12 protein-coding genes and 1 tRNA gene are annotated in these 15,637 nt (G+C 54.3%); 7 read left to right on the top strand and 6 right to left on the bottom strand.

Annotated elements, in window-relative coordinates; genetic code table 11:
• Nucleotides 1-14: 14 nt before the first annotated feature.
• A complete protein-coding gene (locus PW789_RS12685; RefSeq protein WP_299376879.1) occupies nucleotides 15-509 on the bottom strand; it encodes a DinB family protein in 495 nt (164 codons plus the stop codon).
• A 114-nt stretch (nucleotides 510-623) separates the two neighbouring features.
• Here PW789_RS12685 and PW789_RS12680 point away from each other — a divergent pair.
• Nucleotides 624-697, top strand: a tRNA-Gln gene (locus PW789_RS12680).
• A 165-nt stretch (nucleotides 698-862) separates the two neighbouring features.
• Here PW789_RS12680 and PW789_RS12675 read toward each other — a convergent pair.
• Nucleotides 863-1,870: an ATP-binding protein gene (locus PW789_RS12675; RefSeq protein WP_299376876.1), complete on the bottom strand. Its 1,008-nt coding sequence runs from the start codon at nucleotides 1,868-1,870 to the stop codon at nucleotides 863-865.
• Between the two features lie 358 nt (nucleotides 1,871-2,228).
• A complete protein-coding gene (locus PW789_RS12670; protein ID WP_299376872.1) occupies nucleotides 2,229-2,924 on the bottom strand; it encodes a response regulator transcription factor in 696 nt (231 codons plus the stop codon).
• A gap of 193 nt (nucleotides 2,925-3,117) precedes the next feature.
• On the opposite strand from PW789_RS12670, the gene PW789_RS12665 reads away from it, so the two are divergent.
• The 5 genes from PW789_RS12665 to PW789_RS12645 all read left to right on the top strand — a co-directional run bounded on the left by PW789_RS12665 (nucleotide 3,118) and on the right by PW789_RS12645 (nucleotide 10,518).
• Nucleotides 3,118-4,746, top strand: coding sequence for an alkaline phosphatase family protein (locus tag PW789_RS12665; RefSeq protein WP_299376869.1), 1,629 nt, complete (start codon nucleotides 3,118-3,120; stop codon nucleotides 4,744-4,746).
• 48 nt (nucleotides 4,747-4,794) lie between these two features.
• Nucleotides 4,795-5,850, top strand: coding sequence for a hypothetical protein (locus tag PW789_RS12660; RefSeq protein ID WP_299376866.1), 1,056 nt, complete (start codon nucleotides 4,795-4,797; stop codon nucleotides 5,848-5,850).
• 36 nt (nucleotides 5,851-5,886) lie between these two features.
• Nucleotides 5,887-6,396, top strand: a complete 510-nt coding sequence (locus tag PW789_RS12655) for a hypothetical protein (protein ID WP_299376863.1) — start codon at nucleotides 5,887-5,889, stop codon at nucleotides 6,394-6,396.
• 26 nt (nucleotides 6,397-6,422) lie between these two features.
• The gene (locus PW789_RS12650) at nucleotides 6,423-9,416 is read left to right on the top strand and encodes a TonB-dependent receptor (RefSeq protein ID WP_299376860.1); all 2,994 of its coding nucleotides are present in this window, start codon (nucleotides 6,423-6,425) and stop codon (nucleotides 9,414-9,416) included.
• Nucleotides 9,417-9,720: 304 nt separating this feature from the next.
• Nucleotides 9,721-10,518 carry a hypothetical protein gene (locus PW789_RS12645; protein ID WP_299376857.1) on the top strand — a complete coding sequence of 266 codons (798 nt, stop codon included), beginning with the start codon at nucleotides 9,721-9,723 and terminating at the stop codon, nucleotides 10,516-10,518.
• Between the two features lie 96 nt (nucleotides 10,519-10,614).
• Here PW789_RS12645 and PW789_RS12640 read toward each other — a convergent pair whose 3' ends face one another.
• From PW789_RS12640 to PW789_RS12630, 3 genes are all read right to left on the bottom strand, one after another.
• Nucleotides 10,615-11,241, bottom strand: a complete 627-nt coding sequence (locus PW789_RS12640) for an NAD(P)-dependent oxidoreductase (RefSeq protein ID WP_299376854.1) — start codon at nucleotides 11,239-11,241, stop codon at nucleotides 10,615-10,617.
• A 13-nt stretch (nucleotides 11,242-11,254) separates the two neighbouring features.
• The gene (locus PW789_RS12635; RefSeq protein ID WP_299376851.1) at nucleotides 11,255-11,716 is read right to left on the bottom strand and encodes a DoxX family protein; all 462 of its coding nucleotides are present in this window, start codon (nucleotides 11,714-11,716) and stop codon (nucleotides 11,255-11,257) included.
• Nucleotides 11,717-11,989: 273 nt separating this feature from the next.
• Nucleotides 11,990-12,775, bottom strand: a complete 786-nt coding sequence (locus PW789_RS12630; RefSeq protein WP_299376848.1) for a helix-turn-helix domain-containing protein — start codon at nucleotides 12,773-12,775, stop codon at nucleotides 11,990-11,992.
• Between the two features lie 320 nt (nucleotides 12,776-13,095).
• Between PW789_RS12630 and PW789_RS12625 the strand changes: the two genes are divergently transcribed.
• Entirely contained in the window at nucleotides 13,096-15,558 is a 2,463-nt protein-coding gene (locus tag PW789_RS12625; protein WP_299376845.1) for an ABC transporter permease, read from the top strand.
• The last annotated feature ends 79 nt before the right edge of the window (nucleotides 15,559-15,637 follow it).

Raw genomic sequence — 15,637 nt, 5'->3', positions numbered from 1 at the left:
AGGGAAGAGAATCGCTAGCGCGGGCGCGGCATCGTCAGGTCGAGATCCCGCCCCGTCATCTGCTTCGTCAGCAGGATGATCTGACCCACATGCTGCTGGACATGTCCGACCACTTGGTAGATCGCATCCAGCACCGTCACGTCCCGCCCCTGGGGCGTAGCCCTCTCCATAAGCCGTTCATGCGGCAGCGCGGCGATCACCGCTTTGGCTTCGCTCACCGTGGCCGCGAAGTGATCCTGCAGCTGCTGAGGCGTCATGCCGCTCCGCGTGCTGAACTCTTCGTCACGCAGCCGCACATCCTCCGCCTTGCCAACACCATGCATGATCCATTGCCGCATATTCCCTGTCAGATGAAGCACCAGATTGCCTATGGCGTTTTCGTGAGCCCCATTTCGTTCCCAGATCTGCTCCTCGCTCAGCTTCTCCAGGCAGGAGTTGAGAAACCCGGTCATCTGATCGAGCTTCGCGGTGGAATGTGCAAGAAAAAGCGACGCTGCAGTATCGGCCATGCGGGGATTCTAACTGGCGGATCACAGGTTTGACCGAATCGCTTTCATGCCTTACTCTTAGAAGAGTGCGACGTCGGCAGGAGTAATCCAGCGGCTCGCCTTCAGCAAACCTGTTGCCTCCTCGTTCAATGGTAGGACAGTCGGCTCTGAACCGATCAATCGGGGTTCGAATCCCTGGGAGGCAACCAATACTCTGCGCAATATGACTTCCGCATACTTCTTTTTAAATTTAAGGGTTGGCGTAAAGTGCCTAAAAAATGGATGGTCTGGCAGGGGCATAAAAATACCATCTACATCCGCGTTCCGACAATGCAACCTGAATGGCCGATCGAGCTGGGCAGAATCACTAAAATTTAGCCCTGCGTGATTGGGAAGGTCACACGAAACCTGGCTCCCATGGTCGAGTCAGACTTCGCTGAGATGGTTCCTCTGTGGACCTCAACAATCCATTTTGCGATGGCGAGACCAAGACCGGCGCCGCCCTGGTCGCGATTTCGTGATGTATCGGCACGATAAAAGCGCTTAAAAATCTTATCGAGATCCTGTGCCGCGATGCCTATGCCGTTATCGGCTATTTCGAGCATCGCATTCCTCTGCTCTGAATAAAGTCGCACGCTGATCTTTCCTTGCTGCGGTGTGTACTTGATGGCATTGTCGACGAGGATGGTGATCAAACGACGAAGCAGCGAAAGGTTTCCCTCAATCCAATGATTTGGTTCGACCCCAATGTCTACCGATTGCTGTTTCACCTCGGCACGCGCCTGAAGGTGTGTGCAGGTTTCTTCTACGACATCAGAAAGAGGAACAAGAGAGAGCTGGATGTTCTGATGCTCCACGTCTGTCCTCGATGCCGCGAGAAGATCGTCAAGAAGCTGGGTCGTTGCTTCGCATTCGATCATGATGGTCTGCAGGGCATTTTGATACTCCGCGGCCGTCCGTTCGCGCTTCATGGAAACCTGAGCGGTTGCCAGCATCACTGTGAGGGTTGTCCGAAGATCGTGAGAGATATCTGCGGTGAACTGGGTGAGACTCTCCACGGCTGTTTCCAGCCTTGCTAGCATCTCATTCCATGTGACTGCAAAGCCTTGGATCTCATCGCCGGTTGCGGGAACGGGAAGTCGCTTCCGGAGGTCGCGAATGCTTATCGTCTGTGCGGCCCGCGTCATGCGTCCTATCGGTTCCATGGTTCGGTTCGCTAGAAGTAAGCCCCCAATGATAGAGACGCCCAGCAAGACCGGAATGCTGACAAGGTAAGAGTTTCGAACCATTCGAAGTATGTCGTAGTGCTCGTCGACCTGGCCGGCGAGTGCGACGTGAACAGCCTGTCCGCGTAATGTAATCGTCTGCTGGATAAGGCGCATATGCTTATCGCCGAGTTGGACCATACTGAAGCAGGGAAGATCGCAGCGATCCGCAGGCCAAGAGAAGGTTCTTGCATTCAATGAATGAGGATAGATGCTACGACCTTCGAGGCTACTCACCGCCAGTAAATCACTCTCAGGGCTAACAACACTGAATTGATGAATCAGATCAGATAGCGGAATCGCGGCCCAGGATTGCGGGGCGCTATTGACGAATAGGATGAGACGATCTACGCGCCGTTGGAGTGTGTGCTCGCGTGAGCTGGCCAAGGCTGTGCGCAGATAGAAGAACGAAAACGCTCCAAGCGCTCCGACGCACGCTATGGTTAGCGTCACGTACCAGAGGCAGATGCGTACTCTAAGCGATCGACGGTTGGGAAACACTGGAAGTAGAGAAGCAGTACCCAATCGATCGCATGGTGCGAATGAGACTGGGTTGTCCTTTCGTATCGATTTTGGAGCGCAAACTTGAGATGTAGAAGTCGATGGAGTTGTCACTGACGTCTGCATCGAAACCCCACCCGGCAGAGATCATCTGGTCGCGTGTCACAACTTTGTTCATCCGGCGCATGAGCAGGTCTAAGATCAAAAACTCTTTTCGGGTCAGAGCAACTTCTTCACCATCTCTCCGCAGGATCTGCTGCGCCTGATTGAGGATCAGGGATCCTACTGTGATGTTGTTGTCTGAGGCATTATGGCCACGACGTCCTATTGCCCGTACTCTGGCGAGAAAATTGTCGAGCTGAAAGGGTTTGGTTAGATAGTCATCTGCGCCCAAGTCCAGTCCGCGAACCATATTCGGCATGTCGCCTCTCGCGGTAAGCATCAGAATAGGGATCTGCAAACGCTTTGCGCGGACTTTACTCAATATCGTGAAACCATCGATTGCTGGAAGCATGATGTCAAGCACAACTACATCAAACTGATCGCTCGTTATGAGATCCATGCCCTCATCTCCGCGATGAGAGAGAAAGACGTTGTGGCCGTCTTCGGCCAGGCTTTGCTGGAGTACTACAGCGATTCTTTTGTCATCTTCAATGACTAGAACGTTCATAGATCGATTGAGCACGAGAAATGTGAAGATCCGACTGCTGTCTTGTGAATAGTCGGTTACTCGGTTTGTTCTCTCAGATTGCTCTCAGGAACATCAGTTTGAATCGCATCATTCCTGATTGCAAAAGAGTCGTGCGGAGATCGTTCTCCGTGTAAGAGGCTCTTTGCGATGACTTGAGGAGAATCGGTCTCTTATGAAGCGTCTTGTTGCCACCACGTTGATTGCCTTCCTTGCACCTGCCTCACAGGCTGCGACCACAGATGCCGTGGTCCCCGGACCTCATCGCCCCAAACTCATTATTGCGATTGCAGTCGATCAGTTCCGATATGACTACACCACACGCTTCCGAGCTCGATATAACGCCGGTCTGTCAAAGATGTTGTCTGAAGGGGCAATCTACACGGACGCCCACCAGGATCACTTTCCAACGGTCACTGCCACGGGACACGCAACTTATCTCAGTGGCTCTGTTCCGGCAACCAGCGGCATTATTGGCAATGAGTGGTACGACCGTAAGTCAGGCAAGGTGATTACCTCGGTTGAGGATGCTGAGACCAGGCTCTTGGGGGTTGACGGGGAAAAAGAAGGATCTTCCCCGCATAACCTGATTGTCAGTACGGTTGGCGATGAATTGAAGATTGCCGACCGCGGGGCTTCGAGGGTCATCGGTATTTCGATGAAGGATCGCGCTGCCATCCTTCCGGCAGGCAGAATGGCAGATGCGGCGTACTGGGTCGATAACCTGACCGGAGCTGTCGTTAGCAGCACCTGGTACCAACCGGAGCTGCCGGAATGGGTGAAGCAGTTCAACGCGCAGAAGACGGCGCTGAAATCTCTCGGTGCGAGTTGGCACGCTGTCGGTGACGAGCCCTCTTCCACGCCGCTGATGACGCTTCCTGCGACGCCTGGCAAAGCATATTTTTCGCAGTGGGAAGAGACGCCATTCGCCAACGAGATGCTCGAGGAATTTGCTGAGCGTGTCATGAACAACGAGAAACTTGGAAAGCACGAACAGACAGACATTCTCACGATCAGCTTCTCCGCAAATGATCACCTCGGCCACGCGGTTGGACCGGATGCACCGGAGGTTGAAGATATGTCGGTGCGTACGGACCGCGTTATTGGAAAGCTGCTCGATGCTGCAGTCAAGCAAGCGGGAGGTCGGGAGAACGTTCTTGTCATTCTTACCGCCGACCATGGCGTTGCACCAGTGCCCGAGGTGAACCTGAAACGCAAAATGCCGGGAGGCCGACTCGATAAGACCGTCTACATCAGCACTGTGGAGTCCGCTCTCGAGAAAAAGTTTGGCGAAGGTAAGTGGGTCATTGCGACTCAGGAATCAGGCTTCTACCTCAATGACGAACTGATCCAGTCGAAGAAGCTGAAACACAGTGCGGTCGAGGATGAGGTCGCCACTACTGTTATGACGCTTCCATACGTCGCGAGCGTCTATACCCGGACACAGTTGCTGCGTCACGAAGCATCACAGTCGCAAATCGATGAATACATCGCACGTGCCTTCTACCCGCAGCGCGGGCCAGATGTGCTCGTCGTCCTCAAGCCGTACTATCTCTTCGGAAAAGAAGGAACTTCGCATGGTTCTCCCTATGACTACGACAGTCATGTTCCTCTCCTCTTCTGGGGTGGTGGGATAAGAGCAGGTGTGTACAGCGAGAAGGTCGGCATCAGCGACGTTGCCCCGACGCTTGCCGCAATTCTTCAAATTCAGGCGCCGAGCGGTACGGTGGGCCACATCCTCCCAGAGGTTGCCGACCCATTCCTGAATAAGACGCAGGCAAAGACGAACTCGCGCCATCAGTAATTTTTTTCTTCAACCCCGCCACAATCAACTCATTTCCAAAGAGGATTTATGACCAGAAGTAAAGTGTTTGCGTTCGCCCTGTACAGCATTTTTGCCGGACTTGCGTGGTTCGATTTCCCAGTGTTCGCGATTGCTCAGGGAGCCCCGGTGACGTTACGGACATCGACAGCTATGCCGGACATTGAAGGCGACTTCGATTTCCTCGCAATCGACTTGAAGCGGGATCACCTGTTTATTGCTGCGGAAGAGCATCACACCATCGAAGTGTTCCAAGCCAGCACGGGCAAACATCTCCAGAGCATCAGTGAAGTCAAAACCCCTCATACCCTTGCTTACGTACCGGAAAAAGATGAGCTTATCGTAGCGGATGGCGGTGACTCTTCCTGCCTGTTCTTTTCTGCGGCTGATTTTCATCGGACCGATCGTATCCCGCTAATTGATGGATCGGTAACCGGCAAGACGGATTCCCCGGATGTGGGCTACTACGATGCAAAGCGTAGAACGTTCTTTATTGGCAACGGAGGCAAGTCTGCCAACCTGCCTTACTCCGAGATCGCGGAGATTAATGTCGACACGCATAAGGTTGTTAGAAAAATTCGAGTGGAAGGCATCAACCTCGAAGCGATCGCAGTGGATGAAGCGAATGACACGCTCTATGTCAATGTTCGCGACAAGAAGCAGATTGGTGTCATCGATCTCAAGACCGGGAAGGTGACTGGTACCTGGACGACCCCAGACCTGAACCTCAATACGTCAATGGCGCTCGATGCTGCAACGCACCGGCTCTTCGTCGTGGGCCGCAAGCCTGGCCTGTTCTATGTCTTCGACACCGCAACCGGCAAAGTCGTTGATCAGCAGCCCAGCGTGAATATTGCTGATGCCATGGCATGGGATCCACAGATGAAGCGGATCTATGTTGCTGGCTCACAGGGGCTTTCTATCTTTCATCAGGATGATAAAGACCACTACACGAAGCTGACCGACATTCCCACCAACGGTGGCAAGACCGCCCTCCTGGTCCCCCAGCTCAAGCAGCTTTACGTGGTCCACCCGAAGACGACGATCGACGATGCAGGCCTTCTTGTCTATCGCGTCAATCCATAGTTCGCATACTACGCCCTAGCCGAAAGGATATCTCCCATGAAGAACCGCTATTTCCGCAGCTCTCTTATCGTCACCACGTTCCTAACGGCATCGCTGTTTGCAACCGCCCAGAACACGGCTACCCCGCTCCCCGCCAACTACATCCACGTCAGCGCACCGATGGCTCAACGTCTGACGGTCGCGACCAAGCAGAAGCACCCCGAGATCGTGAAGCTTGGTCTACACGCCACTCCCCCATCAGCAAGTGATAACGCAATTATCGGCAGCGATGCACAGGCCAAGGTAGGGAAAAAGTCTTCGGACAAAGACATGAAGAAGGTAGCGGAAGCAAAGCCGCAAGCAGAGCGGATTGAGAAGGACGGTATCTATGACCTCTTTCTGCCCTTGTCTGATGCAAAGGGAAGAGACATCGGTCAAGGTTTTGTCGTGATGGAGGTGCCCTTCAAGAACGCTGACAGTCCAGAGCAGGCACTTAAGATCGGCGAGGGCATTCGCAACGAGATACAGCGTCAGATCCCCAGCCGGGACGCTCTTTACAAGCAATAGATCTCCACCTTGCTCAAGGAGTCGACATGAAGAAGCTTGCGGTATTTCTCCTCCCATTATTGTGTGTATCTTCTGTCTTTGCACAAACCGATAGAGGAACTCTGACGGGTACAGTCACCGACGCCGCTCGTGCGCGTATTGCGGGCGCCGAGGTCACGGTTCATTCACTTGCGACGGGTCAAGACCGTACCAGCAAGACCAATCAAGAGGGCGTGTTTACTATTGCGTCGCTGCCGGTAGGAACGTATGTCGCGCGTTTCACGGCCAGCGGATTCGGAAAGCGCGAACTTGAAAACCTAACGTTCGACGTGGGACAAACGCGAACCGTGGCGATTCAACTAGCGCTGGAGAGCGTAGCGTCTCAGGTCGAAGTGACGGCCGCCGACTCCGGTCTTTCTACCTCTTCTGCCGAAATTGGCGGAGTCGTGCATGGCAGCCAGGCGCAGGATCTTCCACTGAACGGCCGCAACTATGTCAGTCTGGTGGCGCTTGTGCCAGGAGCAATTGATTCTGGTACTGGAACGCAGGATCAAGTGCGATTTGCCGGCCTCTCTGCGGAGGATAATTCCTGGCATCTGGACGGTGTGGACAACTCTGGAATCAATCATCAGTACCAAAAAGTTGCAATTCGTCTACAACCATCGACTGAAGCGATTGCGGAGTTCCGCGCAAACAGCACAGCCTATGGCGCAGATCAGGGAGGAACGCCAGGCGGCCAGATAGAGCTTGTTTCAAAGTCGGGAACAAGCCTATTTCATGGGGCAGCGTGGGAGTTTATACGGAACGATGTTTTTGATGCTGCACCGTGGGGCTCGCACGGTGCACTACCTCCGCTCCGTTTGAATAACTTCGGTGCCAACCTCGGAGGTCCGCTCCTGAAGAAGAGACTCTTCTTCTTTGCGAACTACGAATCGTTGCGCCAAGTTCTCGACCAGGTCGTGACGGGCTCGGTCCCCAGTGCTTCATATCGTACGGCGACGTTGGCAAAGTCTCCATCCTTGTCACCGATTCTTGCGCAATACCCAATTGGCACGGTGGCAACCAGCAACCCGGATGTGATGACATGGTACGGAAGCGGTCGCCAGGTCGACCATGAGGATTCGGGACTTCTTCGTGTGGACTATCACCTGAGCGACCGTATGAATGCGTTTGTGCGCTACAGTACCGACCATTATTCGTTGACCACACCAGGTGACCTGACGGGCTCGGCTTTTACCACGCTTGAAACGCCGAGCGTGGTGGTGGGGGTACAGAATACCCTCAACTCAAGCTTGATGAACGACGCACGCTTCGGTTTCAATCGCGCGGCTTTTACACAAGGCGAGACCAACACGCTACCTTTCTCAACCGTCGTCACCGGCTTCACAAAGCTGGATGATCCCACCGGGTCCGTTCGTTACGATAACTCGTTCTCGTTTGTCGATGACGTGACCCTGGTGCGTGGCAGGAACACAATCAAGTTTGGTGCCACTGTGCGCCGTATCCAGGAAAACAAGTCGTCGCCGAGCGTCGCCGATGAGATTTACACCTATACCAGCCTGGCTAACTTTACGAACAACGTAATGGACTCTGATAGCTATGCCGGCGTTGTGCCTCTTACAGGTCAGCGTATGACCGAAACATTTGGTTATGTCATGGATCAGTTCCAGATGTCGCCGCACTTCACCGCAAATATAGGTTTGCGTTACGAATACTTCGGAGTCGATCATGAGGTCCTGGGACGTGGGATCGTCGTCGATCCGCTCAACTGTATCAAAGTCATATGCCCCACAGGAACGCAGTGGTATAAGCCTAATCTGGCCGATTTTTCGCCGCGCATTAGTATTGCCTGGCAGCCTCCTGTCTTGGGGCGTAAGACAGCCGTTCGTGCAGGCTTCGGAATCTATTATGGTGACGGGCAGTTTGGAAACCTTGGCACGCCAATTGGAAATCTGGCGACCAAGTACACGCTAACCCAAAAGCAGGCACCTGGACTCAGCTATCCGACGACTCCTTATCTGGGCGCGGTAGCTTACAGTTTTAGCCCCTCGGGATCACCCATCAACCGTCGCGATACAGCATCGAATCAGTGGACGCTCTCGGTGCAGAACGAAGTTGCGAGAAATACAATCTGGCAGGTGGCTTACTTTGGAAACAAAACAAGCCATGCTTTCTCTGACGTGACATTGAACGGGATTAATCCAACGACTGGCGTTAGGCCTTATGCGGGTTATTCAACGATTGACTATCGCGGATTCGCAAACGACGCACATACTCACGCGTTTCAAACCAGCCTACAGCGCAGCATGAATACAGGCTTATTGATCTCAGCTAACTACCAGTACTCGCACTCGATCGATAATGGTGGTCTGGGTGGTGGAGAGGCGGACATTCCTCAGGATTATTACTGCCACCGTTGTGAAATCGCTTCGAGCGATCAGGACATGCGTCACTACTTTGCGGCGAGCACGATCTGGAAACTACCAATTGGCCGGGGACACAGGTTCCTGTCACAGGCATCTCGCGCCACAGATTTTCTTCTTGGCGGTTGGCAGTTTGGTGCGCTGGGTACTGCGCGTAGCGGCTTGCCGATCAATGTCACCATGAGCCGAAGCGCTGGTGATCTACCCGATCAGTTGAATAAGAATCAACGACCGAATCGTGTCATTGGAGTGCCGTTATATCCGTCGTCGCAAACGCCGGGAAGCTGGCTGAACATCGCAGCCTTCTCCGCTCCCGCCGTAGGAACACACGGAAACGCTGGCCGTAATATCGCCCGTGCGCCGGGTCTATGGCAGATGGACACTTCGCTACAAAAGCGCTTTGTCATCACTGAGAGAGTTGGTGCTAGCTTCAGAGCCGAAGCCTTCAATCTCTTCAATGTTGCACACTATGGCACACCAGCTGCAGTGTGGGCCGCGCCGACAGGAAGTTCGGCAAATCCGAATAACTTTGGCGTCATCACGACATCGTTCAACAGCAACCCCGTGGGAACGGGCACTCCGCGAGAGCTTCAATTTATGTTGAGGGTCGACTTTTAGTTGTTCACTGCGGTATAACGCGAAAATAAAAATCTCTGAATTGGGCGAAGCAGATTGGGCAGTTTCCTGATTTGATTTGCTTCTGTTTTTCGGAGACTGCAAAAGCTCACGAGATACTTGCCGGCGTGGTACACCATCGCAAGATCTATATCCCTTATTTTCAATGCTTGTTACTCCCTGGGAGGCAACCAAGTCCACATTTGCTCGTGCTCCGTCAGATTTCCATTCGCGAGAATTTATTCATATAAATCGACAATTTTTTAGGTCCGAAACCATGCGAGGCCGTGCGCTGGCATCGCCCCGATTGCCGAAGGAGTATTCGCTCTGCAGTGCAGTCACTGGAAGGGGGCCGCTCCTCAACGAAGAACTTCTTGGCGAAGCGCTGGAGCCCTATGGCGGTTCCGTCACGATCGCCACGAAGTTTGGCTGGCAGCCAAATCCCGCAAGAGTCAATAACCCCGCGGATGCTGACTTGTGTGCCGGGCAGGCGAAGCAGCTGGGACTGGAATGTCTTACCTTGCATGTGGGCTGGGGTCTCGAAGACGATGACGATGCTTTCCGTCTGATCGATGCGGTTCTTGATGCTTCAGCCAGGTACTCCGTTCCTCTGTATGTCGAAACACATCGTGCAACGATCTTTCAGGATATGTGGCGAACGGTAGGCTTTCATCGACGCTTTCCGTCACTGGAGTTCAATGGCGACTTCTCTCATTGGTACACCGGCCAGGAGATGGTCTACGGAGGCTTCGAAAAAAAGCTCGAGTTTATTGCTCCGATCTTAAGCAACGTACGTTTTTTGCATGGACGCATTGGAAATCCTGGATCGATTCAGGTCGATCTCGGCGATGGGAACCCGGAGCAGCATCCTTATATTCTGCATTTTCGAATGTTGTGGACGGCAGCGATTGCCGGATATATGGCTGCGTCTGCAACCAGACAGCCTTTTCTCACGTTTACGCCAGAACTCTTGGCGGCGGACATCTATTACGCCCGGCGCTTTCGTGACGTGGAAGAATCGGACCGCTGGCAGCAATCGCTATTGCTTAGGCAGATTGCATTTGAATGTTTCAGGCATGCGCAGCAGCCTGAGCACGACACATAACGGCTCGAATGGGTACATCCTGTTGAACCATCGATTAAGTCATTGCACGTGCCAAGCGTGTTCGAAAGGCTCTTTACAGAAGAAAAGGTGCTGACGTTAGTTGCTTAAGCCTAAAATCTTTCCGATGGACGCACGATCGTCAGCGGTTTCGATCAAACAGCGGGCTACATCCGCACGTGAGATTTTGAAGCCGAAACGAGGTAGATGGCCTGTCTGAACGCGGTATTTACCAGTCAACGGCTTGTCAGTAAGTTGAGGGGGACGCACGATCGTCCAGTCGAGGCCGCTCTCCGCAATGATCTGCTCCATTGCGGTGGCATCGATAACCACACCTGGGAAAAACAGGCGGCCTAGAAGATATGTTGGGGGAACGATCGAATCCTTAAACAGGAAAGCTGTGGATACGATCACGGCACGCCGGATATCTGCATGCTGCATGGCGGTTGTCAGGGTTGTGGCGAAGTCCCGGAGAAGGTTGGCGTCGGCTTTTGAAACTGGCACGCGCGGACCGAATCCCGACAAAATTGCATCGTGACCGCTGATTGCTTTTGCAAGCTCGATACTATTCAACAGGTCGCCCTGCTTCACCGTGATGCGATTGCCAAATGGTTTGAGCCGCTCCGGCGAACGCACAAATGCTGTTACAGAATGACCGTCTTCGATGGCTTGGCGAACGGTCTCGAGACCGATGCCTCCTGTAGCTCCCAGGACGATGAGTTTCATGGTTTGCTTCTCCTCATAGCTGGTTATCGTTGTCGGTCGATAAAGATTTGGTGCTGCTATAGGCCTGTGTTGCCTCACCTTGAGAAGTGGCATTGCTCAGAACAGGCCACAAAAATGTGCGGCTGGAAGGACGCATCAGGTAGGAGACGATCAATGCAACGAACGTGACCAGTGGTTCAAGGGAAAGGAGTCCGTCGCCCGAAAGCAGATGAGAGTAGGAGGCGCTGAGAATGGTAATCCCAAATCCTGCGTACGCCCACTCCTTCAGCCTCGCAAGGCCGGGAACGAGGAGCACGCAGACACCGACCAGCTTCGACACTCCCAGGAGATTTGAAAAGTATGGCGGATAGCCCAGATGTGCCATTGCTCTCATCATGTCGGGCGACCGGATGATCGCGAGCACGCCGGAGATGGTCATGATGCACACCACGAACAGGGTTGCTATCCAATAGATCGTCGCATTCGTCTTTGTCATTCAGGTTCCTCTGAGAGATTTCGAGCGATTCCGGTCTCCCGCGACTAAGGCTGGCGGTTCGGGGCGATATGCAAGAGCAGGGCATAGTGCTTCACGGACTCCCCTGTGGTCTGGCAGGCTGAGAGGGGACGAACTGCGATTGCAGGTGGGAACCAGGAGTGAAAGACAGAGAAACATTGCAAACGAGAAGCTCGCTTTTCCGGATTGACTATGAATGCGGGCACGGCGAAACCGAGGTCTCATTCTGCGAGCGTAGCGAACGAGGGGTGTCCCCTACTTGTAAAAAATCGGCAGATTTCGTGGGCGAGCGTTCCGAAAAAACTCTTCCGGGGACGTACCGGTGAAGAGACGGAAGTCGCGCACCATGTGCGATTGATCGCAGTAGCCAGCTTCGAAGGCGATCTCTGTCAGCGTCTGCCCGGTGTCCCACAGCCGGCAGATATGCTCCAACCGGGCCAGACGGCTGAGCTTTTTGGGTGTCGCGCCCACTGCGGCACGGAAGTGTCTCTCCAGCGCACTTTGGCTCATGGCGGCATGACGCGCAATCGCTCGAATGGAGGCCCGTCCATGGGAGTTGCGGATGATACGTGCAGCCGCTTCGATCTGCGGAGAGATAACATTTTTCCCGCGGATTTGGCCGGAGAGAAAGCGTTCCACCGCTTGGATCTGGCCCGATCTCTCGCGTGTGTCGGCAAGAAGGTTCTGGATATGGTCGATCTGCTGCCGAGGCAAGAGATTGTCGAGCGATATGGTCTGGTTGTACAGGAGGTCGACGCGGTCATGCAGGATCGACGGAGCACCGACCTCAGTGAAACGAACGATGATGAGTGAGGAGCCGGCAGCGTGCTCGATCATGCGAGTGTGTTTCTGCAGACCGGAGACGATGGTGTTAGGGAGGATTTCGTTGTGCAGGGACGCCGCACCGGACTGTCGTAAGACGAGCGTGAGCGTGGTCTCCGGCAGTAGAACCTGTCCCCGGGATTTCTCCGAGTTGATCCACAGGATCTCACGCACGTAGCGGCGCAGCGTACCTCCTGGCCGGTGGACGAACTGTCGCACGTCGTTCATCACCAAGTTGGATGTGCAGCTTTGTCAGAAGACTCGTCTGCTGATGAAGATCTCTGGTGGGTAGGCAAAATCGCAGTGACCTGACCGTAGAGGTTTACTCCAGAATAGCTCGTGACTCGACACCAGATCTTTCGTTCCCCGGCGTGCCGAAGTCGAATCGTTCGTTTGACGTCGGAAAGAGACCGTCAATGAGTGCATCGGAGAGTGCATCGGACTGAAATCGTCATCGGGGAGTCTGGATTTTCTCCTCTGATCGACTCGGCGTTTCTCGAAATTCCTCTAGAATTTGACCAGTATCCGAGAGGCTCGTTATGGGATCGTTGCGGCAGGATGCACGTTACGGACTTCGGGCGTTTACGCGGACCCCCGGTTTCGCTTCCATCGTGGTCATCGTTCTTGCCATCGGCATCGGGGCGGCCATTGCGATCTTCACCGTCTTCAACGCTCTTGTGTTCCGGCCTCTCCCGCTGCCCCATCCCGAACAGCTCATACAACTCTCCGGCATCTACCGGAACAACTCCAGTATCCCGATCTCCTATCCCATGTTTGCCGAACTGGAGCGTGAGCAGCATGCCTTCTCCGGTATCTGTGGATGGAGTGCGGGCGCGAACTTCAACGTGGAAGCAAACGGCAGCGTTACCGCATCGCTCGTGCACTCTGTTACCGGAAATTACTACACCGTTCTTGGCGCGAATCCGCTGATGGGCCGCCTGATCTCTCCCGGAGACACACAGGGAAACAAGGTATCGCAGGTTGCTGTTATCGGCTATGAGCTGTGGCAAGAGCGTTTCGGCGGCGATCCTGCCGTCGTCGGCAAAGATATTCGTATCGATGGCAAGCTGTTCACCATCATCGGAGTTACGCGGAAGTGGTTTACGGGGATGATCGTCGGATCGCCGCCCGAGATCACCATTCCTGCCGGAGCAGCGCAACTGAGCGATCTTGAAAGCCGATCGATGCTGTGGCTCTTCGTAACCGGGCGGCTCAACGAGGGAACGAGCATCGAGCAGGCGCGCACCCAGTTGCAGACATTCTGGCCCAGGCTGCTGGAGGACACTGTTCCCACGCAGACCGTAGGGCCACGACGCCAGTCGTTTCTTGCTATGCGGTTCCGCATCGACCCGGCATCCGCGGGCAGCAAAAATATTGATCTCCGGTCCAAATTTCTGAAGCCGCTCTATCTGCTCTCGGGCATTGTCGCGCTGATCCTGCTTGTTGTCTGCGTCAACCTGGCGAGCCTTATGCTGGCACGCGCCAGCGCACGCCGCCACGAGATCAGCACACGCATCGCGCTGGGCGCCACGCCATGGCAGGCCATTCGGCAGATCGTGGTCGAAAGTCTCTTCCTCTCGACGATGGGCGCGTTGTCCGGCCTGCTGTTCGCCTTCTGGGGCAGCCAGCTCCTGGTCCGTCTTCTGGCGAAGGGCACCGCCGTTCCCGTGCTGCTCGATCTGAGACCCGATTGGCGCATAGGTGTCTTTGCCGCGGCCACTGCCATTCTCACCGGATTGTTTATCGGTCTTATCCCGGCATGGAAGCTCTCGCGGCAACATCCTGCAACAAGCCTGTGTGTGGACCAGCGCACCCTTGGTTATGGATTGGGCTCGCTGGGCAAGGCTCTCATCATCGCGCAGATCGCAATTTCCCTTATCCTGCTGCAGGCATCGGGGCTGTTTCTGCGAACCCTCAAGAGTCTGCGCACCTTCGATCCCGGCTTTGAGAGAGCGAGCCTGTTAGAAGCTCATCTTTCGCCACAGCCGCAGGATAAGGAAAAACTCGATGCAGCCAGCTATCGCAGACAGCTTCTTGAGGCCATGACCAACCTGCCATCGATCAAGTCTGCCGCCTTTTCAAACCTCTCCGTGCCAAACGGCGACAGCGGATGGAAGGAGACGCTCTCCACCGTATCCGATCCCAATCCCGCGGGGAACAGCACTGCAACACTCGCAGCCGTTTCACCCGGCTTCTTCAAGACACTTGCGATTCCCTTGATGTCGGGCCGCGACTTTACCTGGTTCGATGACAAACAGCATCCTGCGGTGGTCATCATCGATAGCCTTATCGCAAAACAGCTCTTTCCCACTGGCAGTCCCATCGGGAAACATATTCGTTTTGGCGTTCAACCCGATTTCCAGGATCTTGAGATTGTAGGGGTCGCTCAAAGCGCACGGATTCTGGACATTCGCGATGGCAATGCGCCTGTCATCTATACCTCTGCGCTTCAACTCCGCGATTTCGCCCGTGGAGGAACGCTTCTGCTGCGCGGCTCTGCCTCAACCGAAATCACCAAGGCCGTTGTTGACGAGATACGATCCTTTAATCACGAGTACGCGACTGGCATGACGACATTCGAAGAGAAAAGCGAACATACCTTTGTCTATGAGCAGATGACGGCAACACTCTCTACATTGTTTGCCTGCATCGCGCTGCTCATCGCCGGCTTTGGGCTTTTCGGCCTGATGTCATACGCTGTGACATTGCGAACCCGCGAGATTGGCATTCGCATGGCGATGGGATCACAGCGCAGAGGCATTCTGGAACTGGTTCTACGCGAAGCAATCCTGCTTACCGTGGCCGGCATTGCTGTGGGGCTTCCGTGTACGCTTGCTGCGACTCGGCTGATTGCGCACATGATCTTTGGTCTCTCCCCCGCCGACCCCATAACGCTTGCAAGTGCATCGCTAATCCTGCTGCTGGTGGGCACGCTGGCAGGCTACCTGCCTGCATTCAAGGCCATGAAGATGAATCCTGTGACTGCTTTGAGACATGATTGAGTAGGCATCATTTTGATATCGTTTACGCCTCGCTACTAATGAGTGCATCAAAAATGACCGACGGATTTCGAAACATTGG

Source organism: Edaphobacter sp., from assembly GCF_028283685.1.
Classification (GTDB): domain Bacteria; phylum Acidobacteriota; class Terriglobia; order Terriglobales; family Acidobacteriaceae; genus Edaphobacter.
Note: the sequence above shows the minus strand (reverse complement) of the source record. Positions and strands in the feature narration are given on the sequence as shown.